The 22,919-nt window shown below is 70.1% G+C and carries 22 protein-coding genes; 8 read left to right on the top strand and 14 right to left on the bottom strand.

Annotation, left to right across the window (positions count from 1 at the left end; translation table 11 throughout):
- Positions 1-44: 44 nt before the first annotated feature.
- A complete protein-coding gene (locus AC4FS2_RS02730) occupies positions 45-890 on the bottom strand; it encodes an ADP-dependent NAD(P)H-hydrate dehydratase (protein WP_491176354.1) in 846 nt (281 codons plus the stop codon).
- 30 nt (positions 891-920) lie between these two features.
- Here AC4FS2_RS02730 and AC4FS2_RS02725 point away from each other — a divergent pair, with 30 nt between their 5' ends.
- Positions 921-1,988 carry an NADH:flavin oxidoreductase/NADH oxidase gene (locus AC4FS2_RS02725; RefSeq protein ID WP_491176353.1) on the top strand — a complete coding sequence of 356 codons (1,068 nt, stop codon included), beginning with the start codon at positions 921-923 and terminating at the stop codon, positions 1,986-1,988.
- Positions 1,989-1,995: 7 nt separating this feature from the next.
- On the opposite strand, the gene AC4FS2_RS02720 is transcribed toward AC4FS2_RS02725, so the two are convergent.
- From AC4FS2_RS02720 to guaB1, 3 genes are all read right to left on the bottom strand, one after another.
- Complete coding sequence (locus AC4FS2_RS02720) at positions 1,996-3,042, bottom strand: hemolysin family protein (protein ID WP_491153734.1); 1,047 nt, start codon at positions 3,040-3,042, stop codon at positions 1,996-1,998.
- Positions 3,039-4,382: a hemolysin family protein gene (locus AC4FS2_RS02715; RefSeq protein WP_491155670.1), complete on the bottom strand. Its 1,344-nt coding sequence runs from the start codon at positions 4,380-4,382 to the stop codon at positions 3,039-3,041. Before AC4FS2_RS02715 ends, AC4FS2_RS02720 begins: the two co-directional genes overlap by 4 nt.
- Before the next feature lie 135 nt (positions 4,383-4,517).
- Positions 4,518-5,975, bottom strand: a complete 1,458-nt coding sequence (guaB1, locus tag AC4FS2_RS02710; protein ID WP_491153735.1) for a GMP reductase — start codon at positions 5,973-5,975, stop codon at positions 4,518-4,520.
- A gap of 142 nt (positions 5,976-6,117) precedes the next feature.
- Between guaB1 and AC4FS2_RS02705 the strand changes: the two genes are divergently transcribed.
- Entirely contained in the window at positions 6,118-9,876 is a 3,759-nt protein-coding gene (locus tag AC4FS2_RS02705; RefSeq protein ID WP_491153737.1) for a multifunctional oxoglutarate decarboxylase/oxoglutarate dehydrogenase thiamine pyrophosphate-binding subunit/dihydrolipoyllysine-residue succinyltransferase subunit, read from the top strand.
- Between the two features lie 74 nt (positions 9,877-9,950).
- Here AC4FS2_RS02705 and AC4FS2_RS02700 read toward each other — a convergent pair whose 3' ends face one another.
- From AC4FS2_RS02700 to AC4FS2_RS02690, 3 genes are all read right to left on the bottom strand, one after another.
- Positions 9,951-11,252 (bottom strand): GNAT family N-acetyltransferase, encoded by a 1,302-nt coding sequence (locus AC4FS2_RS02700; RefSeq protein WP_491153739.1) that lies wholly within the window; start codon positions 11,250-11,252, stop codon positions 9,951-9,953.
- A 108-nt stretch (positions 11,253-11,360) separates the two neighbouring features.
- Positions 11,361-11,600 (bottom strand): zf-HC2 domain-containing protein, encoded by a 240-nt coding sequence (locus tag AC4FS2_RS02695; RefSeq protein ID WP_491153741.1) that lies wholly within the window; start codon positions 11,598-11,600, stop codon positions 11,361-11,363.
- A 12-nt stretch (positions 11,601-11,612) separates the two neighbouring features.
- Positions 11,613-12,209 (bottom strand): sigma-70 family RNA polymerase sigma factor, encoded by a 597-nt coding sequence (locus tag AC4FS2_RS02690; protein ID WP_491153743.1) that lies wholly within the window; start codon positions 12,207-12,209, stop codon positions 11,613-11,615.
- 103 nt (positions 12,210-12,312) lie between these two features.
- On the opposite strand from AC4FS2_RS02690, the gene aroA reads away from it, so the two are divergent.
- From aroA to bcp, 3 genes are read left to right on the top strand one after another with little or no spacing between them, the layout of a single operon-like run.
- Positions 12,313-13,647, top strand: coding sequence for a 3-phosphoshikimate 1-carboxyvinyltransferase (gene aroA / locus AC4FS2_RS02685; RefSeq protein ID WP_491153745.1), 1,335 nt, complete (start codon positions 12,313-12,315; stop codon positions 13,645-13,647).
- A gap of 14 nt (positions 13,648-13,661) precedes the next feature.
- Positions 13,662-14,714 (top strand): ribosome small subunit-dependent GTPase A, encoded by a 1,053-nt coding sequence (gene rsgA, locus AC4FS2_RS02680; protein ID WP_491153746.1) that lies wholly within the window; start codon positions 13,662-13,664, stop codon positions 14,712-14,714.
- Positions 14,711-15,184, top strand: a complete 474-nt coding sequence (bcp, locus tag AC4FS2_RS02675; protein ID WP_491153748.1) for a thioredoxin-dependent thiol peroxidase — start codon at positions 14,711-14,713, stop codon at positions 15,182-15,184. Before rsgA ends, bcp begins: the two co-directional genes overlap by 4 nt.
- Positions 15,185-15,197: 13 nt before the next feature.
- On the opposite strand, the gene AC4FS2_RS02670 is transcribed toward bcp, so the two are convergent.
- Positions 15,198-15,584, bottom strand: coding sequence for a histidine kinase (locus tag AC4FS2_RS02670; protein WP_491153750.1), 387 nt, complete (start codon positions 15,582-15,584; stop codon positions 15,198-15,200).
- A 213-nt stretch (positions 15,585-15,797) separates the two neighbouring features.
- Between AC4FS2_RS02670 and AC4FS2_RS02665 the strand changes: the two genes are divergently transcribed.
- On the top strand, positions 15,798-16,046 hold the full coding sequence (locus AC4FS2_RS02665; protein ID WP_019182239.1) for a WhiB family transcriptional regulator: 249 nt from the start codon (positions 15,798-15,800) through the stop codon (positions 16,044-16,046).
- Positions 16,047-16,171: 125 nt separating this feature from the next.
- On the opposite strand, the gene AC4FS2_RS02660 is transcribed toward AC4FS2_RS02665, so the two are convergent.
- Genes AC4FS2_RS02660 through AC4FS2_RS02650 form a run of 3 tightly spaced genes read right to left on the bottom strand, consistent with a single transcriptional unit; the run spans position 16,172 to position 19,557 of the window.
- Positions 16,172-17,665 carry a sensor histidine kinase gene (locus AC4FS2_RS02660; protein ID WP_491153751.1) on the bottom strand — a complete coding sequence of 498 codons (1,494 nt, stop codon included), beginning with the start codon at positions 17,663-17,665 and terminating at the stop codon, positions 16,172-16,174.
- A gap of 9 nt (positions 17,666-17,674) precedes the next feature.
- A complete protein-coding gene (locus tag AC4FS2_RS02655; RefSeq protein WP_491176351.1) occupies positions 17,675-18,931 on the bottom strand; it encodes a CpaE/TadZ family protein in 1,257 nt (418 codons plus the stop codon).
- On the bottom strand, positions 18,928-19,557 hold the full coding sequence (locus AC4FS2_RS02650) for an SAF domain-containing protein (protein WP_491176350.1): 630 nt from the start codon (positions 19,555-19,557) through the stop codon (positions 18,928-18,930). The genes AC4FS2_RS02655 and AC4FS2_RS02650 overlap by 4 nt, the downstream gene beginning before the upstream one ends.
- A gap of 97 nt (positions 19,558-19,654) precedes the next feature.
- Here AC4FS2_RS02650 and AC4FS2_RS02645 point away from each other — a divergent pair, with 97 nt between their 5' ends.
- A complete protein-coding gene (locus AC4FS2_RS02645) occupies positions 19,655-19,936 on the top strand; it encodes a helix-turn-helix domain-containing protein (RefSeq protein ID WP_491153755.1) in 282 nt (93 codons plus the stop codon).
- 5 nt (positions 19,937-19,941) lie between these two features.
- On the opposite strand, the gene AC4FS2_RS02640 is transcribed toward AC4FS2_RS02645, so the two are convergent.
- A complete protein-coding gene (locus tag AC4FS2_RS02640; RefSeq protein WP_491176348.1) occupies positions 19,942-20,559 on the bottom strand; it encodes a hypothetical protein in 618 nt (205 codons plus the stop codon).
- Positions 20,560-20,707: 148 nt separating this feature from the next.
- Between AC4FS2_RS02640 and AC4FS2_RS02635 the strand changes: the two genes are divergently transcribed.
- The gene (locus tag AC4FS2_RS02635) at positions 20,708-21,148 is read left to right on the top strand and encodes an Rv3235 family protein (protein WP_491176346.1); all 441 of its coding nucleotides are present in this window, start codon (positions 20,708-20,710) and stop codon (positions 21,146-21,148) included.
- A gap of 12 nt (positions 21,149-21,160) precedes the next feature.
- Here AC4FS2_RS02635 and AC4FS2_RS02630 read toward each other — a convergent pair whose 3' ends face one another.
- Positions 21,161-21,508, bottom strand: a complete 348-nt coding sequence (locus AC4FS2_RS02630; RefSeq protein ID WP_491176344.1) for a hypothetical protein — start codon at positions 21,506-21,508, stop codon at positions 21,161-21,163.
- Positions 21,509-21,617: 109 nt separating this feature from the next.
- Positions 21,618-22,844 carry a pyridoxal phosphate-dependent aminotransferase gene (locus AC4FS2_RS02625; protein ID WP_491153762.1) on the bottom strand — a complete coding sequence of 409 codons (1,227 nt, stop codon included), beginning with the start codon at positions 22,842-22,844 and terminating at the stop codon, positions 21,618-21,620.
- Between the last annotated feature and the right edge of the window lie 75 nt (positions 22,845-22,919).

The following is a 22,919-nucleotide window of genomic DNA, read 5'->3' as shown; positions in this document are numbered from 1 at the left end:
GGTTCCCGGCCCCGCCCGCGGTCGAGCGCCGGCTGGGGAACCCGTCACGCGGACGTGATGATGCGCCCCACGACGGCGGGGAGCGCTTCGGTGACATCGAGCGCGGTGATGGGCCCGCCCAGGGGGCCCATCACCGCGGCTGCCTGGGTGGCCGCGTGACCGTGCAGCCACGCGGCGGTCGCGACGAGCGCGCCCAACTCGTCGACGGACGTGGTGCGCGCGGCGGCGACGACGGCACCCACCACGCCGCCGAGGACGTCTCCCGTGCCCGCTGTCGCAAGCCACGGGGTGCCGCTCGTCACGCGCCGCCGCCATCCCGACGGGGTGGCCACGAGCGTCGTCGCCCCCTTGAGGAGCACGGTGACTCCGAGATGCTCGGCTGTCTCGGCCGCGGCCTCGCCGCGTTCGTCCTCCGATGCATCGGCGGCGATCGGGGCGAGGCCTGCCGCCTCGCGCATCCGGTCGTGCTCTCGCGCGTGCGGAGTCACGACGAGGGGCGCGGTCGCGCCGGGAACAAGATCGAGAGCACCCGCGTCGACGACGACCGGCACGTCCTGGGCGAGCAGTTCGCGCAGCGCCGCCTCCTCCTCACGAGAGCGCTGCGCCGCATCCGTCCCCGATCCGATGACCCACGCCTGCACACGCCCGGCCGACGTCACGGTCTCGGGACGCCGAGCCAGCACCAGATCGCTCACGCGCGCGGGGCCGAGGTAGCGCACCATCCCGATGCCGGTTCGCCACGCCGCCTCCACGCCCAGCACAGCTGCGCCGGGGTACAGTTCGGATCCGGTTCGGAGCCCGACGACTCCGCGGGAATACTTGTCATCGGCGGCCGTCGGCATGCGCAGCATCTCTCGGACGTCGTTCACGCGCCACTCATCGACCGCCATGCCCACACCCTAGCCGCGAGGAGATCCGGTATGCCCCGTCTGTTCGACCCCTTGACGATCCGCGACACCACGTTCCGCAGCCGGCTGTGGGTATCGCCGATGTGCCAGTACAGCGCCGTCGACGGGATGCCGAACGACTGGCACCACGTACATCTGGCGCAGTTCGCCGCGGGAGGGGCGGGACTGGTGATGACGGAGGCGACGGCGGTCTCACCGGAGGGGCGCATCTCGCCGGAGGACACCGGGATCTGGAGCGACGAGCAGGCCGCGGCGTGGCAGCCGATCGTCGCGGCCATCCACTCGCGAGGCGCGGTCGCCGGCATCCAGCTCGCCCATGCCGGCCGCAAGGCGTCGACCTGGTCGCCCCTCACCCGCGAACGCGGCACCGTACCCGCCTCCCAGGGCGGGTGGCAGACGGTTGCACCGTCGGCCATTCCCTTCGAGGGGTACGCCGAGCCCGTCGCCCTGGACGAAGCGGGCATCGACCGGGTCGTGGCCGACTTCGCTGCGGCCGCGGGCCGGGCGCTGGACGCCGGCTTCGATGTACTGGAGGTCCACGCCGCGCACGGCTACCTGCTGCACGAATTCCTCTCACCGCTGTCGAACACGCGCACCGACGCGTATGGCGGGTCACGGGACAACCGCATCCGCCTGCTCCGCCGCATCGTCGAAGCGGTGCGCGGAGCTGCACCCCACGCCGTGGTGTTCGTCCGCCTGTCGGCGACCGACTGGGCCGAGGGCGGCTGGGACGTGGCCGACTCGGTCGCCGCCGCCGCCGCGGCGCGCGACGCCGGAGCCGACCTCATCGACGTCTCCAGCGGTGGCCTCGTCGCGCACCAGCGCATCGCGACCGGCCCGGGCTACCAGGCGGAGTTCGCGGCCGAGGTGCACGCCCAGGCCCACGTGCCCACGAGCGCGGTCGGGATGATCGACTCCCCCGCGCTCGCCGACGAGCTCGTGGGGCGAGGCCACGTCGACGCCGTCATGGCCGGGCGCGAGTGGCTGCGCGATCCGCACTACGGGCTGCGGGCCGCCGTCGCCCTCGGGGCCGAGGGCGACTGGCCGGCTCAGTACCTCCGGGCGCGCCCCCGCCCCTGACGCCGCCTCACGGGCGCCGCGCGGTGGCGTCCTGGACCTCGCCGATCAGTTCTTCGATGATGTCCTCGAGGAAGAGCACCGCCGTGGTGTTGCCGTGCTCGTCGCGCACCTGCGCGAGGTGGCGGCCGGCGCGGCGCATGAGGGCGAGCGCGTCCTCAAGGTCGGTGGTCTCCATCACGGGGACCATGTGGTGGATCCGCTTCGCCGCGATCGGGCGCGCCTGCCCGTCGTCGTTCTCGGCGGCGCGCAGCACGTCCTTCAGGTGCACGTACCCGCTGGGCATCCCATCGGCATCCACGACCACATACCGCGAGTAGCCGTGCTTGGCGACCGCGCGTTCGATCTCTGCGGGCGTCGTGGTCTCCGGCAGCGTCACGAGCTCGCCGAGGGGCACGGCCACATCCCGTGCCTTCTTGTCCGTGAATTCGACGACGGCAGCAACCGTCCCGGCCGCATCATCCAGGACGCCTTCGCGGCGCGACTGGTTGACGATGGTCGCCACCTCGTCGAGCGTGAAGGTCGAGGCCGCCTCATCCCTCGGCTCGACGCGGAAGAGGCGCACCGCGTGGTTGGCGATCCAGTTGAGCGCCACGATGATCGGGTAGAACGCCTTCGACACCCACACCAGCGGCGTGGCGAGGAAGAGCACGGCTCGGTCGGGCATCGAGAACGCGAGGTTCTTCGGAACCATCTCGCCGATCACGACGTGCAGGTACGACACCACCAGCAGCGCCACGACGAAGGCGATGACATCCACCATCGCTTCGTTCAGGCCCGTCAGCCCCAGAGGTGCGGCGAGCAGGTGGTGGATGGCCGGCTCCGAGACGTTCAGGATCAGCAGCGAGCAGATCGTGATGCCCAGCTGGCAGGTGGCCAGCATGAGCGTCGCGTGCTCCATGGCGTACAGCGCCACCTTGGCGGCCCGCGATCCCCGCTCCGCGCGTGGCTCGACCTGCGAGCGACGCGCGGAGATCACGGCGAACTCCGCACCGACGAAGAAGGCATTGAGCAGCAGCAGCACCACCAGCCATGCGATTCCCGCCCAGTCGTTCATCGCTGGTCACCCCCCTTCGCCGCGCGGACGAGGTCGTCGACGTCGTCCTCCCGCGGCGACGGAGTGAAGCGCACCCGGTCGATACGACGACCGTCCATGCGCTGCACCGCGAGGGTGCCGTCTTCCGTCGTGACCTCGTCGCCGACAGCGGGGAGACGCTCGAGCACACTCATGATGTAGCCGCCAACGGTGTCGTAGACCTCACCCTCCGGCACCCGCACACCGGCGCGGTCGAGCGCCTCGTCGGGGCGGAGGTCGCCGGGGAAGCTCACCGAACCGGCGGTGCGCACGACTCCCGCGCGGGACCGGTCGTGTTCGTCGAGCACTTCGCCCACGATCTCCTCGACGAGGTCCTCGAGGGTGACGACACCGGCCGTGCCGCCGTACTCGTCGACGACGATCGCCATCTGGTACCCCCGGGCGCGGAGTTCGGCGACGAGCGCGTCCAGGTGCACGGTCTCCGGCACGCGCAACGGTTCGGTCGCGATCGCCGCGGCCGGGACATCCGCCCGCCGGTCGCGCGGAACGGCGATCGCGGCCTTCAGGTGCACGATGCCGGCGATGTCATCCATCGACTCCTGGTACACCGGGAAACGGCTGTGCCCGGTGCGCATGGCCAGCTGCACGACGTCTTCGACGGTGTCATCGGCGGCGAGCGCGTGCACGCTCGGACGGGGCGTCATGACGTCTGCGGCACTCAGGCGCGAGAAGGTCAGGCTCCGGTCGAGGAGGGATGCGGTGTCTTCCTCGAGCACGCCGGCGTTCGCGGAGCGGCGGACGAGGCTCGACAGCTCCTCCGCCGTGCGCGCACCGGACAGCTCCTCCTTGGGCTCGATGCCGAAGGAACGCAGGATCCCGTTGGCGCTGCCGTTGAGCACGGCGACGGCGGGGCGGAAGACGGTGGTGAAGGCCACCTGGAAGGGCATCACCAGCTTGGCCGTCTGTCGCGGGATGGCGAGCGCGAAATTCTTCGGCACGAGCTCCCCGAGGATCATCGACAGTACCGTGGCGAACGCGACGCCGATCACGGTCGCGAAGGGCATCACGAAACCCTCGGGCAACCCCCATCCCAGGAACACCGGCCGAAGGAGGTTCGAGATCGCCGGCTCCATCGTGTAACCGGTGAGCAGGGTGGTGAGGGTGATGCCCAATTGCGCACTGGAAAGGTGGGTGGACGTGATGCGCAGCGCGCTGATCGTCAACGACAGGCGCGTCTCGCCGGCTGCCTGGCGTGCTTCGAGGTCGGCGCGGTCGAGGTTCACCAGGGCGAACTCGCTGGCGACGAAGAGCCCGGTTCCGACTGTGAGCAGAAGCCCCACGCCCAACATGACGAAGTCCATCACGCGTCACCCCCGTACGTCCGGGAGGCGGGTCGGTGGGGCGAGCGTCTACAAGGGGGAGGGTCGTCCATCGTGCCAAAAAGTCTACGGCAGGTCTCCTGGGCGGCGGTGCGTCCTCCGGGTGGAAGAGCGCGTCTACCAGCCGACGGGAAGCGCTTTGCCCTCGTCATACCCCGCGGCGGACTGCAGGCCCACCTGCGCCCGGTCGGCGAACTCCGCCACGGTGGAGGCCCCCGCGTAGGTGAAGGATGACCGCACACCCGAGGTGATCATGTCGATGAGGTCCTCGATCCCGGGCCGCAGCGGGTCGAGGTAGATCTTCGACGACGAGATCCCCTCCGCGAACAGCTCCTTACGGGCCCGCTCGTACGCGTCGAGGCGCCCGAATCGTCCCTGCACGGCCTTGGTGGAGGCCATGCCCCACGACTCCTTGTAGGCGCGGCCCCGCTCGTCGATGAGCAGCTCCCCCGGTGCCTCGATCGTGCCGGCGAACCACGACCCGACCATGACGGATGCAGCGCCCGCCGCGAGCGCAAGGGCGACGTCGCGCGGGTACCGCACGCCCCCGTCCGCCCAGACGTGCGCGCCGAGTTCCCGCGCGGCGGCCGCGGTCTCCAGCACGGCGGAGAACTGCGGCCGCCCGACCGCGGTCATCATGCGCGTCGTGCACATCGCCCCCGGTCCGACACCGACCTTCACGATGGACGCGCCGGCTCCCACCAGGTCGCGCACACCGTCGGCCGTGACGACGTTGCCCGCCACGAGCGGAATGCCGAGCCCCAGGTCGGCCACGGAGCGCAGCGCCCGCAGCATCCCGTCCTGGTGGCCGTGTGCGGTGTCGAGGACGAGCACGTCGACCCCCGCCGCGGCCAGCGCGCGGGCCTTGGCCGCCACATCCCCGTTGATTCCGATGGCCGCGGCGACCGCCAGACGGCCGGACACGTCCACGGCGGGCGGGTACAGCGTCCCGCGGAGCGCGCTGCGCCGCGACAGGGTTCCCACCAGCCGGCCGTGATGCAGCACGCACACCGTCTCGGCCTCCGCCGCGACCAGCAGGTCGAATGCCTGGCGCGCGCTGTCCACATCGTCGGCATCGAGGGAGGCGACGCCGACGCGGGCGAGATCACCCAGACGCGCGTCGGGGAGCGCAGTGCCGAGCCGTCCGGCCGGCACGACACCCACGATCTCGTCGATGGAGAGGTGCTCGGCCGCCGCATCGCCCACGACGATGCCATGCCCGTCGATGGGCGGGAGGAGCCTCGCGGCATCCGCGACCGTCGCCGACGGCGGCAGCACGAGCGGAGTGTCCCACCGCACCGGCTGAGCCTTGACCCAGCGGATGGCCGCGTCCAGTTCCTGGAGCGGCATGTCCTGGGGCAGCACGCCCAAACCACCGCGGCGCGCAAGGGTCGCTGCCAGACGCGCGCCGGTGACCGAGTTCATGTTGGCCGACACCAGCGGCAGCCGCGCGGGCGTTCCATCTCCGGGCGTCAGATCGACGTCGAGGCGACTGGTGACCGATGATCGACGGGGAACGAGGAAGACGTCCGAGTACGTCAGGTCGACCTCGGGGCGCGCGCCGTAGAAATCCATGCTTCCACGGTACCCACCCCCCTGCGAGGAGGGGCGAGGTGCCCCGCGACTGCTCGGCCGGTTGGGATAAGCTGGGGGGCGGTGCACGCGGAAGATCCCGCGCAAACCACCGATCTTCATCGAGGAAAGCAGGCGATCGACCGTGTCGAGCCAGGTCCAAGGCGTCGGTACTTCGAACGAGGGCGAATTCGGGGCCAATGAATGGCTCGTCGATGAGCTCTACGAGCAGTACAAGGTCGACAAGAACTCCGTGGATCAGGCATGGTGGCCGATCCTCGAGGCCTACCACCCGGTCGTGGATGGCGGCACCCTCGCGCAGGGGTCCGCGGCCCCCGCACCCGCCGGTGCCCCGGCACCCGCGGCGAACGCCGGTGCCCCGGCACCCGCGGCGAACGCCGGTGCCCCCTCCCCCTCGGTCAACGAGCCGAAGCCCGTCACCGCACCCATCCCGGTCGTCGGCGCGCAGCCCGTCGCGCGCACCACCGCGAAGCCGGCCGCACCGCAGCCGATCCCCGCCCAGGCACCGAGGCCCGAGCGCTCCGCCTCGGCCGAAGCCCTGGAGGAGGACGCGGTCACGCCCCTGCGCGGGATGCCGAAGTCCCTCGCGGCGAACATGGAGCAGTCGCTGACCGTCCCCACGGCGACAAGCGTGCGGACCGTGCCGGCGAAGCTGATGATCGACAACCGCATCGTCATCAACAACCACATGTCCCGCACCCGCGGCGGCAAGGTGAGTTTCACGCACCTCATCGGCTGGGCGATCATCCAGGCGCTCAAGGAGTTCCCGAGCCAGAACGTCTTCTACGCCGAGGTCGACGGCAAACCGTCGATCGTCGCCCCGGCTCACATCAACCTCGGCATCGCGGTGGACGTGCCCAAGCCCGACGGCACGCGCGCGCTGCTCGTGCCGAGCATCAAGCGCGCCGAGAGCCTCACCTTCGGGGAGTACCTCTCCTCCTATGAAGACCTCGTGCAGCGGGCACGCGCGAACAAGCTCACTGCCGCCGACTTCCAGGGCACCACGATCTCGCTGACCAACCCGGGTGGCATCGGCACCGTGCACTCGGTGCCCCGCCTCATGAAGGGGCAGGGATGCATCGTCGGCGCGGGTGCTCTGGAGTACCCGGCCGAGTTCCAGGGGGCGAGCGACAAGACGCTGAACGAGCTCGCCATCGGCAAGACGATCACCCTCACGAGCACGTACGACCACCGTGTCATCCAGGGCGCAGGCTCGGGCGTGTTCCTCAAGACGGTGCACGAACTGCTGATCGGCCAGCGCGGCTTCTACGACGACATCTTCGCGGCCCTCCGCATCCCGTATGCGCCCATCCGCTGGGCGGGCGACATCAGCGTCGATGTGTCGGAACGCATCAACAAGACCGCGCGAGTGCACGAGCTCATCAACGCGTTCCGCGTGCGCGGCCACCTGATGGCCGACATCGACCCGCTCGAGTACATGCAGCGCACTCACCCCGACCTGGAGATTGAGTCGCACGGCCTGACCTTCTGGGACCTCGACCGCGAGTTCGTCACCGGTGGATTCGGCGGCAAGCGCCAGATGAAGCTCCGCGACATCCTCGGTGTCCTGCGGGACTCCTACTGCCGCACCATCGGCATCGAGTACATGCACATCCAGGACCCGGGCGAGCGGAAGTGGTTCCAGGACAACGTCGAGGTCAAGTACACCAAGCCGGGCCACGACGAGCAGCTGCGGATCCTGTCCAAGCTCAACGAGGCCGAGGCGTTCGAGACCTTCCTGCAGACGAAGTATGTGGGGCAGAAGCGGTTCAGCCTGGAAGGCGGCGAGTCGCTGATCCCGCTCCTGGACGAACTGCTCCAGGGCGCGGCATCCGCCAGCCTGGACGGTGCGGCGATCGGCATGGCCCACCGCGGTCGCCTCAACGTGCTCACGAACATCGCCGGCAAGACCTACGGCCAGGTGTTCCGCGAGTTCGAGGGCTCGGTCGCTGTGGGCAGCAAGCGCGGCTCGGGTGACGTGAAGTACCACCTCGGCACCGAGGGCACCTTCGTCGCCGACGACGGGGAAGAGCTTCCGGTGTACCTCGCCGCGAACCCGTCGCACCTCGAGACCGTCGATGGCGTGCTCGAGGGTGTGGTGCGGGCGAAGCAGGACCGCAAGCCCATCGGCACCTTCGCGTGGCTGCCCGTCCTCGTTCACGGTGATGCGGCTTTCGCCGGCCAGGGCGTCGTCGTCGAGACGCTGCAGATGTCGCAGCTTCGGGGCTACCGCACCGGCGGCACCATCCACGTCGTCGTCAACAACCAGGTCGGCTTCACCACCACACCGACCGATGCCCGCACCTCGGTGTACGCCACGGATGTCGCCAAGACGATCCAAGCGCCGGTCTTCCACGTGAACGGGGATGACCCGGAAGCCGTGGTCCGCGTGGCCGAGCTGGCGTTCATGTACCGCCAGGAGTTCCACCGCGACGTGGTCATCGACCTCGTCTGCTATCGCCGCCGCGGTCACAACGAGGGCGACGACCCGTCGATGACGCAGCCGCTCATGACGAACCTGATCGAGGCCAAGCGCTCGGTACGTCGCCTCTACACCGAGTCGCTCGTCGGCCGCGGTGACATCACCGAAGAGGAGTACGACCAGGCCAAGCAGGACTTCCAGCGCCGCCTGGAGGTGGCCTTCGCCCAGACGCACGAGGCCGAGACCGGCGCGACGCCGGTGATCGATCCGGACGTCGTGGATGAGCCGGTCAGCGGCGCGCCCGAGACGACGGGTGTCCCGCGCGAGGTCGTGCACTCGATCGGCGACGCCTTCGTCAACAAGCCCGAGAACTTCACGGTGCACACCAAGCTCCAGCAGCTGCTGGACAAGCGCCTGGAGATGAGCCGCAGCGGCAACATCGACTGGGGCTTCGGCGAGCTGCTCGCGTTCGGTTCGGTGCTGCTGGAAGGCACTCCGGTGCGCCTGGCCGGGCAGGATTCCCGCCGTGGCACGTTCGTCCAGCGCCACTCGGTCCTTCACGACCGTGAGAACGGCCAGGAGTGGATCCCGCTCGCCAACCTCAGCGAGAACCAGGGCCGGTTCTACGTGTACGACTCACTGCTCAGCGAATACGCGGCATTGGCGTTCGAGTACGGCTACTCCGTGGAGCGTCCCGACTCGCTCGTGCTGTGGGAGGCGCAGTTCGGCGACTTCGGGAACGGCGCGCAGTCGGTCATCGACGAGTACATTTCCGCGGCCGACCAGAAGTGGGGACAGCAGTCGAGCGTCGTCCTGCTCCTCCCCCACGGGTACGAAGGTCAAGGGCCCGACCACTCGTCGGCCCGCATCGAGCGCTACCTGCAGATGTGCGCGCAAGACAACATGACCGTCGCGCGCCCGTCCACGCCCGCGTCGTACTTCCACCTGCTCCGTCGCCAGGCGTACCAGCGGCCCCGCCGCCCCCTCGTGGTGTTCACGCCCAAGGCGATGCTGCGGCTGCGCGGCGCGACCAGCCCGGTCGAAGACTTCCTCAGCGGCAAGTTCGAGCCCGTGCTCGACGACAACCGCGGCCTCGACCGCGCCGCCGTCAAGCGGGTACTGCTGCACGCCGGCAAGATCCACTGGGATCTGCGGGGCGAGCTGGACAAGAACCCCAACCCCGAGATCGCGCTCGTGCGCCTCGAGCAGTATTACCCTGCCCCGATCGACGAGCTCAACGCCGTGCTGGACACCTACCCCAACGCCGAACTCGTCTGGGTGCAGGATGAGCCGGAGAACCAGGGCGCCTGGCCGTTCATCGCCCTCGAGGTGGTCAAGGACCTCCGCGGCCGCACCATCCGCCGGGTCTCGCGGTCTTCCGCCGCATCCCCCGCGACCGGGTCGCCGAAGGTGCATGCGCAGGAGCACGCCGCGGTCATGAAGATGGCGCTCACCCTGTGACGCGTCACTGAACCGAACACGAAGGCCCGGGTCGCACGACCCGGGCCTTCGTCTTCGGTTCAGAGCCGCGGGGCTCAGTACCAGATGCTGAGCACCGGCGGCACGGCGGGCGCGAATGCGCGATCCAGCGCCGCCGCGACGGCACTGTCGGCCGTGATCGTCCCGGCGGCGGCCAGGGTGCGCGCCGAGACGCCACCGAGCAGCAGGGAACCGAGGGCTGCCACGCTCAGCTCGACGTCGGGATGCCCCGCAACAGGGCGCGCCGTCATCGCTCCGGCCTCGTCGACCTCCAGGCGCCACGTGCCGTCGGCGAATCCGAGCGGATCGTCCACGCGGACGGTGGTGGCCAGCGGAGCGGCATAGCTGCGAGACCCCAGCGCTGCCGGCACATCGAGCACACGCAGCCAGTGGTGGTCGGTGAGGGTCTCGCGCACGGCACGCTGGTCGGACAGCATCCACCGCGTCGGCGCGGGCGAAGGCTGGAGGCTCGCCGTGACAGTGCCGACGAGGTCGTGCTCGATCGCGAACCGCCACAGCGCGGCGAACGCGTCGTCGTGCGTCGTCAACAGCACGTGAATGCGCAACTCGTGCCGGGCGTGGTCGTCGCCTTTCTCCGCCACCGAGTAGACCATCAGGCCCTCCTCGCGGCCCTCCTCGCTCCGGTACTCGACGGCGCGGATCTTGCGAGCGTCGTCGGCGCCGGGTCGGAGTCCGGCCATGCGCCGGTACAGCCCCGGCCACCCGGCGACCTCGCCGGGACGCTGTAAACGCGCCCGCTCGTGAAGAGCGTGCAGGCGCTCGGGCAGCTCGTCCTGCAGGACGAAATCCAGGCGACCGGCCGGGCGGCGCCCGGTCCACCGCACGCGCGTCGCATCCACGGAGACGTCGGAGGTCAGGACGGCAGGACCGAAGCCCCACCGGCCGTAGATGGTGGCCTCGGTGACCGTCAGACCGGCCATCGCCATGCCGGCGGCGGCCGCCGTGCGCAGCTCGCCACCGAGCATCGCCCGCGCGATCCCGCGGCGGCGGTGCGTCGGCGCCACCGTGACGGCGCTGATCGCCCATATGGGGACGGTGCGCCCCGCCTCCGTCGTCAGTTCCGTGATCCACGAGTCGACCGTGCCGACCGGCATCTCGGGATGGGTCGCGCGAGCGTCGAACACGCCCGTGAGGCGCCGCTCGTGCAGCGCGGAGCGCGAGTCCTCGACCTGCTCGGAGGTCGGCTCGCTCTCGAGGAATCCGCGCGACACCGCACGCAGAAACGCATTGAAGGGCGCGCCGTCGTTCGAAACGAGGGCGTAATCCAGGCCTTCCGCGGCCAGCGAGTCGGCCGATGTCGGGTCGAGGGCGAGCGAGCGGTGGTCCAAGTGCGACATACCCCCAGCCTACGGTCGACCTCAGACGTCACCGAAGGGGGTGGCGTGCAACGCTAACGGCCGGTCGTGCCGCGATGTCCGCACCGCGGCCACCGGGAAACGCGAGGGTCAGGAGACGGGTTCGGCCCGCAGCCGGGCGATCACGACGTCTCGCAGCTCAGCGGGCGCGTTCTCTTTGCACGCCCGTGCGACGACCTCGGTGAGAGTGCGCGCAAAATGCGCTTCATCCCGGCACCCGGGGCAGTGCGCCAGGTGCTCGGAAATGTCGTCATACGACGTCTTGCAGACCTCATTGCGGAGGTATTCCTCGAGGTCGCGTCGCGCCTTGTCGCAGCCGCAGTCGCTCATGTCGTCACTCTCTCACTTTTGTGCAGGCGCCGCGGCAGTGATGCCGCGCTCCTTCGCGTATTCCGTCAGCAGCTCACGGAGCATTCGCCTGCCTCGGTGCAGGCGACTCATGACCGTGCCGATCGGAGTCTTCATGATGTCGGCGATCTCCTGGTAGGCGAAGCCTTCGACATCTGCGAAGTACACCGCCAGCCGGAAATCCTCGGGAATCGACTGGAGGGCGTCTTTCACGACGGATGCAGGCATCCGATCGATGGCCTCCGCCTCGGCCGAGCGGGCGCTCGTCGCGGTGGTCGATTCCGCTCCCCCGAGTTGCCAGTCCTCGAGGTCGTCGATGGTCCCCTGGTAGGGCTCCCGCTGCTTCTTGCGGTAGGTGTTGATGTAGGTGTTCGTGAGGATGCGATACAGCCACGCCTTGAGGTTCGTTCCCTGCGTGAAAGTGCGCCAGGAGGCGAACGCTTTCACGAAGGTCTCCTGTACGAGATCCGCCGCATCCGCGGGATTGCGCGTCATACGCATCGCCGCCGCGTACAGCTGATCCATGAAGGGGAGCGCCTGCTCCTCGAACTGCGCGCGCACGTCGACTACGGCATCGGCCTTGTCGTTCATCACACGCAAGTCTACGTCCGACCGCCCATCGCCGACGCGGGCGTCAATTTTCGTGCGGTCAAGGACCCCGATCATCTACCCCTCCTTCACTAGGGTGGAACCGATGACCTTCGACGGCTATTCCCCCAAAGCACCACCCACCGCCCCACGCGGTGAATGGGAAGCGCCCGTCGCCGCCGGCCCGTTGCGCGCGACCGTCACCATTCCCGGCTCGAAATCGCTGACGAACCGTGAACTGATCCTCGCCGCCATCGCCGAGGGGCCCAGCACACTGCGCGCCCCGCTGCACTCCGACGACTCCGAGCGCATGGTCGAGGCGCTGACGACCCTGGGGGTGGCCGTCAACCGCGTCCCGAGCGGCGACCTGCAGAGCTACGACCTGCGCATCAGCCCGTCCGCGCCCTTCCGCGGCGACGTGGTGGTCGACTGCGGTCAGGCGGGAACGGTCATGCGGTTCGTCGCAGGGCTCGCCGGACTCGCTGTCGGCGAGGTGACGCTCACGGCCCACGAGAGCGCGCTGCACCGGCCGATGGGAATGCTCATCGCCGCCCTGCGCGAAGTCGGCCTCGACATCGACGACGGAGGGCGGTGGGCGCTCCCCTTCACCGTCCGCGGCCATGGTCACGTGCGCGGCGGAGAGGTGGAGATCGACGCGAGCGCCTCGAGCCAGTTCGTCTCCGGCCTGCTTCTGGCCGCCCCCCGGTTCGACGTGGGACTGCACCTGCGCCACGTCGGTCCGCGCCTCCCGAGCATCCCGCACATCGACATGACCGTCGAGTCGCTCGGCCACCGCGGCGTCCACGTGGAGCGGCCCGCCCCCGGCGAGTGGATCGTGCCGCCCGCCCCCGTCCGGGCGAAGGACATCGCGATCGAGCCCGACCTCTCCAACGCCGCGCCCTTCCTGGCCGCCGCGATGGTCACCGGCGGCCAGGTGACCGTGCCGGGTTGGCCGCTGCACTCGACGCAGCCCGGAGCGCTGCTCATGGAGATCTTCGCCGAGATGGGGGCGAAAGTGGTTCGCCGCTCGACCAACCTGACCGTCACCGCCGGTGACGCGATCGAGGGCATCGACCTCGATCTCTCCGCCGCCGGGGAACTCGCCCCGACGCTGTTCGGGCTCGCCGCCTTCGCCCAGGGCCCCACGACGCTCTACGGCATCGGTCACATCCGCGGACACGAGACCGACCGCATCGCGGCGCTCGTGGCCAACCTCCGCGCCCTCGGAGGCGAAGCTCACGAGCTGGCCGACGGCATCCGCGTCGTCCCACGGCCGCTGCACGGCGGGGTGTGGAAGGCCTACCACGACCACCGTCTGGCGACCACCGGAGCACTCATCGGACTGCGTGTCCCCGGCGTGCGGATCGATGACATCGGCACGACCGCCAAGACGATGCCGCAGTTCGTGTCGCTGTGGCAGGGGATGCGGGAGGGTCGCTGACGCGGCCGACGACGATGAGCTGGCTCGAAGACTTCGAAGCCGAGGACGACGACGACCTCGACGAGACCGACGTGCGCGTTCGGCCGAACCCGAAGGGCAACCGCCCCCGCACGAAGCGGCGACCCGCCCACGCCGACGCGGTCATCGCCCGCGTACTGGGGGTGGACCGGGGTCGCTACGCCGTGCTCGTCGACGAGGACGGCCCCGATGAGCGACGCATCACCGCGACCCGCGCCCGGGAGCTACGCAAGCAGCCGATCGTCAACGGCGACCGCGCCCGCGTGGTGGGCGACACATCCGGCGCCGAGGGGAGCCTCGCCCGCATCATCGGCATCGAGGAGCGCACGTCGCTGCTGCGCCGCAGCGCCGACGACACCGACCAGGTCGAACGGGTGATCGTCGCCAACGCCGATCAGATGCTCATCGTCGTGGCCGCCGCCGACCCCGAGCCTCGCGCCCGGCTCGTCGACCGCTATCTCGTCGCGGCCCTGGATGCCGGCATCCGCCCGTTGCTCGTGGTCACCAAGACCGACCTCGCCGACCCGACCGCGTTCCTCGGGCACTTCGAGGGGCTCGACCTCGAGGTCTTCACCAGCGCGCCGGACAACGTGCCGCTGGAGCGGATCGGCGCCGCTCTCGTGGGGCACTCGACGGTCTTCGTGGGTCATTCCGGCGTGGGCAAGTCCACGCTGGTGAACGCCCTCACGGGATCCGAGCGTGCGATCGGCCACGTCAACGAGGTCACGGGCCGCGGCCGGCACACGTCATCCTCGACCGTGTCGTTCCGCTATCGCGGCCCCGGCGGCGCCGGCTGGGTCATCGACACGCCGGGCGTACGGTCGTTCGGTCTGGGTCACGTCGACCCGGCGAACATCCTGGGTGCGTTCACCGACCTCGCCGAGATCGCCAAGGAATGCCCGCGCGGGTGCACCCATCTCCCGGATGCCCCGGACTGCGCGATGGCGGAAGCCGTCGCCGAGGGGCGCCTCGGTCCCGGTGGTGCGGCCCGTCTGGATTCGCTGCAGCGGCTGCTCATGACGTTCACGACTCATAGGGTGGAGGGGTGAGTACTCTCGAGCCCGGCGCCGCAGCACCCGATTTCACCCTCCAGGATCAGGACGACCATGCCGTTTCGCTCTCCGACTTCCGCGGCCGCCGCGTGATCGTGTACTTCTATCCGGCGGCGATGACGCCCGGGTGCACCACCCAGGCCTGCGACTTCCGGGACAGCCTGGGATCGCTCCAGGGTGCGGGCTACACCGTCCTCGGCGTCTCGCGAGACCAGCCGGCCAAGCTCCGCGAGTTCCGCGAGCGCGACGGACTGGCGTTTCCGCTCCTCAGCGACCCCGATCATGCTGCGCATGACGCGTACGGCGCGTGGGGCGAGAAGCAGAATTACGGCAAGACGGTGGAAGGAGTGCTCCGCTCGACCTTCGTCATCGACGAGGACGGGGTCATCCAGCACGCCCAGTACAACGTCAAGGCCACCGGTCACGTGGCCCGGCTGCGGAAGACGCTCGGCGTCGACGCGGCCTGAGCCGCAGCATCCGTCAGGACGCCTCGCGTCCGCCGGCTTCCCGCCCGGCGTCCCGCACGGCGAGGAACAACGCCACCCCGCCGAGCACCGCCGGGGCGGCGATCAGCGCCGCCAGAGCCGGGTTCGCGTTCTCGCCCGCCAGTTCGCCCAGCGCCACGGCGAGGATGAGCGCCTGGACGACGATGCCGCCGGAGCGTCCCAGCGATCGACCTCGAGCCGTGGCGATGGAAAACCCCGCCACTGCGACCGCTCCCACGAGGGTGAGGACCGCCAGCGCGACGGCGCTGGCCACGGAGAGGGTGTCGCCGGAAAGCAGCGCGGCGACCTGCCACACCAGAAGCACGACCACCCCGACCGCCTCGAGGGCGAGCACGGCTGCGGCGATCAGGCGGACGGGCATGGGGGACTCCTGTCGGGTTCAGGGCACGCGGGAGCCTGGTAACGAGCTGGAAACCTGCCGCTTACCTCTTGATCGGTCTGGTTGCCTATGGGACGATATACAAAGCCGTGTGCTCCCACAGCGAAGTGGGGCGAGCGAAAAGCTTGCATCTCCCACCAGAGTATCGGACACCCGAGTCCGGGATCTGACTCACTTCCATCAAGGAGCACCACCATGGATTGGCGCGACAAAGCTGCCTGCCTGACCGTCGACCCCGAGCTGTTTTTCCCCGTGGGGAACACCGGCCCCGCGGTCGACCAGATCGAGAAGGCCAAGTCCGTCTGCGCCCGGTGCACCGTCACCGAGATCTGCCTGCAGTACGCCCTCGAGTCCGGTCAGGATTCGGGCGTGTGGGGCGGACTTTCCGAAGACGAGCGCCGCGCGCTGAAGCGCCGCGCCGCCCGCGCGCGCCGCGCGTCATGAGTCGGAACGTGTCAGCGCCGCGCGGCGGCCCTGGCGCGTTGCGGCTGAACGGCTGAGTGAGCGCGCCGTCGGCGCGCCGAGACGAAGCGCTTCCCAGGCCCGGAGGGCGCTCCCCCGGCGCATCCTCAGGCCTCTGATCGGTCGATGTAACGCATCGGGATCTCGATCGTCACTTCGGTGCCACTTCCCACGAGCGTGTGCCAGTCGATCGTGCCGCCCAGCTCGCCCTGGATGAGCGTGCGGACGATCTGCGTTCCGAGTCCGCGGCCCACCTGTCCTTCGGGCAGTCCGACGCCCGTGTCCCGCACGCGAACTTCGAGGAGCTCGTCGGTGCGCACCGCCGAGATCTCCACATCGCCCTCCTGACCGGCGAGCCCGTGCTCGACCGCGTTGGTGACCAGTTCGGTCAGCGCGAGGGCAAGAGGCGTGGCGTATTCGCTGGGCAGCGTACCGAACCGGCCGGTCGATCGGGTGCGCGCACGCGTGTTCGGCGCCGCTGCCACCTCCGCGACCAGCTTCAGCACGCGGGCGAACACTTCGTCGAAGTCGACGTTCTGCGCCAGGCCCTCCGACAGCGTGTCGTGCACGACCGCGATCGCCGAGACCCGCCGCATCGCCTGCGTCAACGCCTCGCGCGCTTCCTCGGAGTGCGTGCGCCGGGCCTGGATCCGCAGCAGCGATGCCACCGTCTGGAGGTTGTTCTTCACCCGGTGGTGGATCTCGCGGATCGTGGCGTCCTTGGTCAGGAGCTCCTGCTCCTGGTGACGGATCTCGGTGACGTCGCGGCACAGCACGATCGCTCCGATGCGCCTGCCGCGTTCGCGAAGGGGGATGGTGCGCAGGGATACCTGCACGCCCCGCGCCTCGATGTCCGCGCGCCATGGTGCGCGGCCGGTGACCACGACCGGGAGCGACTCGTCCACCTGTCGTTTGGAGGGCAGGATCCGCGTCGTGACTTCGACGAGCGACTCCCCCTCGAGTTCGTCGTCGAACCCCATGCGGTTGAAGGCGGACAGGGCGTTCGGACTCGCGAATGTCGTGATGCCGTCGACGTCCAGGCGGATGAGGCCATCCGACGCGCGCGGCGCTCCCCGGCGCGGCGCCGTGGGGGCCGTGAGATCCGGGAACTCGGCCGTGGAGATCATGCCGAACAGGTCATCGGCGCAATCGTTGAACGTGATCTGTTGACGGGAGGGCGTGCGGGTCTCGCCCAGGTTCGTGTGGCGAGTGAGGACCCCCACCGTCACCGACTCCGCTCCGTGTGACGCGAGCTGGCGCACGATCGGAACGGCGCGGACGCGCGTGGGCGTCTCCTCGAACCAGTCGGGCGAGGCCGAGTCCACGATGCGGCCGCTCTGGAAGGCTTCGCGCACCTGCGTGCGCCACTGGGGCCGCACGCGATCTCCGACGATGTCGCGGTAGAACAGGGTCGCGGCGCCCCCGGGCCGGGTGTGCGCGACCGCGATGAACGAGTCATCCTGTGTGGGAACCCACACGACGATGTCGGCGAAGGCGAGGTCGGCCAGTAGCTGACCGTCGCTGACGAGCCGGTGGAGCCATTCGACGTCGGCCTCGGTGGAACGGCCATGCGCGTAGACGAGTTCGCTGAGGGTCGACACCTCCCCAGCCTAAGTTGAAGTGAGGCCGGCCACCGCCGTTCGCTCGCCCCGCCGTTCGCGGCGCCGCCCGCGGCGCTCGGCGACCACGGCTCGCGGAGGGGGCTCCACCGCCTCCCCGACGAAACGCCGCACCGCCGCGGCAAGCGGCGAGCGCGGCGCGGTGTCGGCCACGGTGCGGGCGGCGAGCATCGCCGCATCCGCCGAGCGCGGATCCAGCGGTACGAACCACACGTCCTCGATTCCGGCGAACCGCTCCAGCGTCCGCCGCACCTGCCCGCGGGCGTCGATCCCCAGCGTCCCCGCGCGCAGCCGGTTGACGATCACGACCACAGGCGTCGCGCCGATGGCGGCGCGCAGCTCGGTGTAGGCGCGGAGGAAACGGGCGACACCGACCGGATCGGCGGCGCACACCGCCACGACGAGATCCGATGTGCGAAGAGCCGCCAACGTCGCGGCGTTCCGACGCGGACCGTCCAAGTCGCTGACGATCTCCTCGTCGCGCTCGAGGGAGGCTGCGACATCGACCACGGTCGTGTCGACCCACGTCCGACACGCGGTCAGGACAGCATCCACGCGACGTTCCGACAGCTCGGGCCAGCGCCCCGGCCGGTTGATCCCGGGGAGAACCTCCACGGTGCCGCCGGCAATGTGCAGCGGCACGCTGATGCGAGTCAGCTCCACCTCATCCAGCCCGCCCAGTTCGGCCTGCCGGCATGCCGCGGCGAAACCCGGCCCCTCGTCCGCGAGCCCGAGCGACAACGCCAGGGAGGGCGCGTGGGAATCCGCGTCGATGAGAGCGACCGACCGTTCGCCCCGCGCCAATTCGGCGGCCAGCTCGATGGCGAGCGTCGAACGCCCCGGCGCACCGTGCGGCCCCCACACCGACACGATGCGCCCTGCGGGCGCGGGCGCTGCCCCCACGGCGGGGGTCGACGGCACCGCCAGCGCGTCGGCGAGCACCCACCCCTCGACCTCCAGCGGAAGCGGGCTGGCCAGTCCGAAGCGCGCGGCGATCCGGCGCCCCGGCTCGTCTGCGCAGAGCGGGGCGATGCGGATGCCCCGGGCGTCGCAGTCCGCGATCACCGCGGCCGTGAGCGTCCGCGCATCCGTCTGCAGGATCAGGATGTCCACCGTCCCCGCCGTCCGCACGGCATCGGAGGCAGCCGCGGCGGGAACCACAGCGCCGACGCCGACGCCTTCGTCGGCCAGCTCCCGCGCGAGATGCTCGCCGCGCGGAGCATCCACCGCCACGATCGCGCGGATCACGGCGCCCCGCCCGCCACCGGCACCACCGAGAGGGATGACCCTCCCGAAACCGCCTCGAGCGTCGCCGCGACGTCGGCTCGGGGGATCACGAGCTCCAGCGCCGCGCCGGCCTGGCCGACCACGCCCTCATCACGGCTGACACTCGCCACCGTCGCGTCGGCGACGAGGATGCGCGGAGTGTCGAACACATCGCGCTCCAGGGCGGGCGCGACCCACAGCTCCACGCGGGTGCCCGACGTGATCGTCGCGGGAACATCGACCGACGTGGAGATGACGACGGTCGTGACCCGTGAGTCGGCGGCCGCGCCCACGGCCTGTGCGGGAACGAGCTCACCCTCGCTGATCGTGCGGGTGGCCACGGCCCCCTTCGGCAAGGCGCCCGGGCCGACGTACGCATCACCGGCGGCACCCAGCGCCACATCCACCGTGCGGAAGTCATCGGCGGCAACCGTCTCCCCCGGGACGATCGTGCGGGAGGCGGCCAGCACGGGCGCCGTCTGGCGCGCCGCGCCGACGACCAACCAGACGCCGCCCACCGAAACAGCGACGAGCAGGACCCCCAGCAGGAATCGCGCGTCGCCCCAGAAGGGCCGCGGACGCGTACGCGGACGATCGGACGCGGTCATCCCGACATCGTGCTCCGATCGCCGCACCGGCGTCCGTGATTATCCACAGCGCCGTGGGGCGGCGCGAGAGGTCCCGAGGGCCGGTCATAATGGGCACATGCCCGACCGCCCGTCCTCTGGCACGCGCCTGCTCGCCCCCGCTCAGGTGGCGGAGCTGCTGGACGTGTCGGTGGACGAAGTGGTCACCCTGGTGCACGAGGGACGGCTGCGCGGTATGCGCGTCGGAAGCCCGGCGCGCTGGCGCGTGGAAGAGGCCAGCGTCGAGGACTACCTCGAAGACCAGGCGGAGGAAGCCCGCCGGATGGCGCTGTGGCGGCAATCCAACGCTGCAAGCTTTCCGGAGCTGTGGGGGCGTGGACGGGTGCCGAGGGGCGACTGAGGCCGTCAGCCGCGCAGAGCGTCGCCGGTGCCGTCGATCCCGATCCATGAGATCGCCGAGAACGGCACGATGCGAAAGCCGGTGACCTCGGCCGCGCGGCGCACCGCACCACGCTCATGCACGGCCAGGTCGAGGTGATCGACCCCTGCGCGGTCGATGGTTCCCGGCACCGCGCGTCCGTCCTGACCGTGCACGGTCACGCCGGCACGCCGCCGGACCAGGTCGCGGACTGCGAACCCGAAGGTGGCCCGTCGGGAGACGGCGGAACCTGCCGTCGCCGTCTCGGGGCGCGCAGTGCGCAGGAGGTGCGCGTGGGCCATCGAGATCCCGGTGATCGCCTCGAGCGGGATGAGCGCCGCACCCGACCGCGATCCCCACGGCGATGCCAGAAGCCAGTCGGCGCCGAGGCCGGTGATGGGTGCGGTCAGGGTGGTGCCGCCACGCAGCTCGAATGCCGCGGCGACCGGGTCGCCGTCGGCCGCCGCCAGCGCCGCCAGCCGCTCGTGCAGGGTGACCCGGGAAAGACGCAGGCGTTCGGCCTCGGTTTCCAGCGCCGCCCGCTCGGCCTCCCACTCGGAGGCGAGCTGGTCCTCGATGTCTTCGAAGAAGCGATCCCAGCGCATGGCGCGAGGTTAGGGCACGCGTGGCGGGGAGCACAGAAGTTCTCCACACCTCGAACCGAATCTGTTGTGACGGGCCCGCGTGTGCTCTACTGAGTCGCACGGAATCCCAACGCTCCGCGACATCCCCCCTGTCGAGATAGGCGCGCCCATGGCACTCAACCCGGCCGGCTTTGCCCGCCCCTACCCCGTCAGCGTGCGCTCCGCGGACGTGGACGAGTTCTTCGCCCCGCAGCGAACCTCCTCCGCCGCACTCCCCGATCCGGAACCGCTGATCCGCAACCTCACGCGCGGCGTGCTCGAGGTGCTCGCGGGGGTCCGCGAGATCGAGCAGCTCGCGCGCTGGCTGACCGAAGACGCCTACCGGGTGCTGCTGACCCGTGCCAACCTCGCCACGCGGGCGCGCAGCGCGCGGGGAGTTCCCGCAACGCGGCCGGTGCACGCCATCGTGTCCGTACGAACGTGCGTCCCGGCGGATGGGATCGTCGAAGCCGTGGTCATCGTCGCCTCCCCCGCGCGCACCCGCGCGATCGCCGTCCGCCTGCAGGGTATCGATCGGCGCTGGCGGGCGACATCCCTCGCGTTGCTCTGACTCCCGCGGGCCTCAGTCGCCGTCGATGAGCTCGAGAAGGGAACGGAGCGCGTCGCGGATCTCGTCGTGGTCGTACTGACCGGCGCGGCTCTCACCGGAGATCACGCCGGAACGGTGCACCTTCGAGAAGTCCCCGAACGGGAAGGAGTACGCCCCCTTCGTCTCCCGGTTCTCGCTCTTGTCGATGCCGAGGTGCCAGTGCGAATACTCCGTCCAGCCCTCTTTCTCGATGAACGAATTCTCCTGGGCAGCGCTGGGCGCCGCCTCCGACCAGTCGTCCCGCTCGTCGCGGACGACCTTGCCGTCGCGGATGAGCGCACGCGCGTGACGCAGGGCGGGTTGGTTCAGTTCGATCGCCATGCCGAAAGGCTACGCCCCGCCGCCGCATCCTCGCGAGAAACGACATTCCGGACCAGAAACGGCGCGACGCGTGCCGTCTCGCCCGGAATGTCGTTTCTCGCGGCCGCGGCTAGGGGCGGTACGAGGACAGGAAGTTCCCGAGGCGTTCGATCGCATCGGTGAGGACGCGGGACTCCGGCAGAGTCACGATGCGGACGTGGTCAGGGGTCGGCCAGTTGAACCCGGTCCCCTGCACGAGCAGCACGTGCTCGGCGACGAGGAAGTCGTAGACGAACTTCCCGTCGTCGGGAATCTCGTACACCTCCGGGTCGAAGCGGGGGAAGGCGTACAGCGACCCGCGCGGCCGGACGCACGAAACCCCGGGGATCGCCTCGAGACTCTCCCACGCGGCGTCGCGCTGCTCGAGGAGGCGCCCCGAGGGCGCGATCAGGGCGTCGATCGATTGCACACCCGAGAGCGCCGCCTGGACGGCGTGCTGTGCCGGGACATTGGGACACAGCCGCGTGGATGCCAGCAGCGTGATGCCCTCGATGAACCCCTGGGCGTGGTCCTTGGGGCCGGAGATCACGAGCCAGCCGGAGCGGAACCCCGCGACGCGGTAGGTCTTGGACAGTCCGTTGAAGGTGAGGCACAGCAGGTCGGGAGCCACCACGGCCATCGGGATGTGCACGGCGTCATCGAACAGGATGCGGTCGTAGATCTCGTCGGAGAGGATCAGGAGCGAGTTCTCCCGCGCGATCTGCGCGATGCCCTCCAGCACCTCGCGCGAGTACACCGCTCCGGTGGGGTTGTTCGGGTTGATCACGACGATCGCCTTGGTGCGCGGGGTGACCTTCGCGCGGATGTCCTCCAGGTCGGGCTGCCACTCGTTCAGCTCGTCGCAGAGGTAGTGCACCGGGGTGCCACCGCCCAGGCTCGTCATGGCGGTCCACAGCGGGTAGTCCGGCGCGGGGATGAGCACCTCGTCCCCTTCATCCAGCAGCGCCTGCATCGTCATGGTGATGAGCTCGGACACGCCGTTGCCGAGATAGACGTCGTCGGGGTCGAGCAGGGGGAATCCCGGAACCTGCTCGTAGCGCGAGACCACGGCGCGGCGGGCCGACATGATCCCCCGGCTGTCGCTGTAGCCGTGGGCGTTGGGCACCGCCTCGATCATGTCGCGGACGATCTGGAACGGTGCCTCGAACCCGAAGATCGCCGGATTGCCGGTATTGAGCTTGAGGATGCTGTGGCCCTCGGCCTCGAGCCGGTCTGCCTCGACCAGTGCCTGCCCGCGGATCTCGTAGAGGACATCCTTCAGCTTCGAGGACTGGTCGAGGGGGCGCAGCGGGCTCATCGGATCAGGATATCTCCGCCGTCGGGGCGCGGTCCGCCGCGGACGGCGGTCCAATCGCGCGCCCGTGGCGTCGCC

The organism is Microbacterium sp. Z10_103 (assembly GCF_058310455.1).
The sequence above is the reverse complement of the archived record's forward strand: the minus strand, read 5'-3'. Positions and strand labels throughout refer to the sequence as shown.

What these genes read in the sequence shown, in the direction of transcription:
- AC4FS2_RS02730 (WP_491176354.1), bottom strand. Translation starts at nt 890, where the DNA reads ATGGCGGTCGATGAGTGGCGCGTGAACGACGTCCGAGAGATGCTGCGC.
- AC4FS2_RS02725 (WP_491176353.1), top strand. Translation starts at nt 921, where the DNA reads ATGCCCCGTCTGTTCGACCCCTTGACGATCCGCGACACCACGTTCCGC.
- AC4FS2_RS02720 (WP_491153734.1), bottom strand. Translation starts at nt 3,042, where the DNA reads ATGAACGACTGGGCGGGAATCGCATGGCTGGTGGTGCTGCTGCTGCTC.
- AC4FS2_RS02715 (WP_491155670.1), bottom strand. Translation starts at nt 4,382, where the DNA reads ATGGACTTCGTCATGTTGGGCGTGGGGCTTCTGCTCACAGTCGGAACC.
- guaB1 (WP_491153735.1), bottom strand. Translation starts at nt 5,975, where the DNA reads ATGGATTTCTACGGCGCGCGCCCCGAGGTCGACCTGACGTACTCGGAC.
- AC4FS2_RS02700 (WP_491153739.1), bottom strand. Translation starts at nt 11,252, where the DNA reads ATGTCGCACTTGGACCACCGCTCGCTCGCCCTCGACCCGACATCGGCC.
- AC4FS2_RS02695 (WP_491153741.1), bottom strand. Translation starts at nt 11,600, where the DNA reads ATGAGCGACTGCGGCTGCGACAAGGCGCGACGCGACCTCGAGGAATAC.
- AC4FS2_RS02690 (WP_491153743.1), bottom strand. Translation starts at nt 12,209, where the DNA reads ATGAACGACAAGGCCGATGCCGTAGTCGACGTGCGCGCGCAGTTCGAG.
- aroA (WP_491153745.1), top strand. Translation starts at nt 12,313, where the DNA reads ATGACCTTCGACGGCTATTCCCCCAAAGCACCACCCACCGCCCCACGC.
- rsgA (WP_491153746.1), top strand. Translation starts at nt 13,662, where the DNA reads ATGAGCTGGCTCGAAGACTTCGAAGCCGAGGACGACGACGACCTCGAC.
- AC4FS2_RS02670 (WP_491153750.1), bottom strand. Translation starts at nt 15,584, where the DNA reads ATGCCCGTCCGCCTGATCGCCGCAGCCGTGCTCGCCCTCGAGGCGGTC.
- AC4FS2_RS02665 (WP_019182239.1), top strand. Translation starts at nt 15,798, where the DNA reads ATGGATTGGCGCGACAAAGCTGCCTGCCTGACCGTCGACCCCGAGCTG.
- AC4FS2_RS02650 (WP_491176350.1), bottom strand. Translation starts at nt 19,557, where the DNA reads ATGACCGCGTCCGATCGTCCGCGTACGCGTCCGCGGCCCTTCTGGGGC.
- AC4FS2_RS02645 (WP_491153755.1), top strand. Translation starts at nt 19,655, where the DNA reads ATGCCCGACCGCCCGTCCTCTGGCACGCGCCTGCTCGCCCCCGCTCAG.
- AC4FS2_RS02640 (WP_491176348.1), bottom strand. Translation starts at nt 20,559, where the DNA reads ATGCGCTGGGATCGCTTCTTCGAAGACATCGAGGACCAGCTCGCCTCC.
- AC4FS2_RS02635 (WP_491176346.1), top strand. Translation starts at nt 20,708, where the DNA reads ATGGCACTCAACCCGGCCGGCTTTGCCCGCCCCTACCCCGTCAGCGTG.
- AC4FS2_RS02630 (WP_491176344.1), bottom strand. Translation starts at nt 21,508, where the DNA reads ATGGCGATCGAACTGAACCAACCCGCCCTGCGTCACGCGCGTGCGCTC.
- AC4FS2_RS02625 (WP_491153762.1), bottom strand. Translation starts at nt 22,844, where the DNA reads ATGAGCCCGCTGCGCCCCCTCGACCAGTCCTCGAAGCTGAAGGATGTC.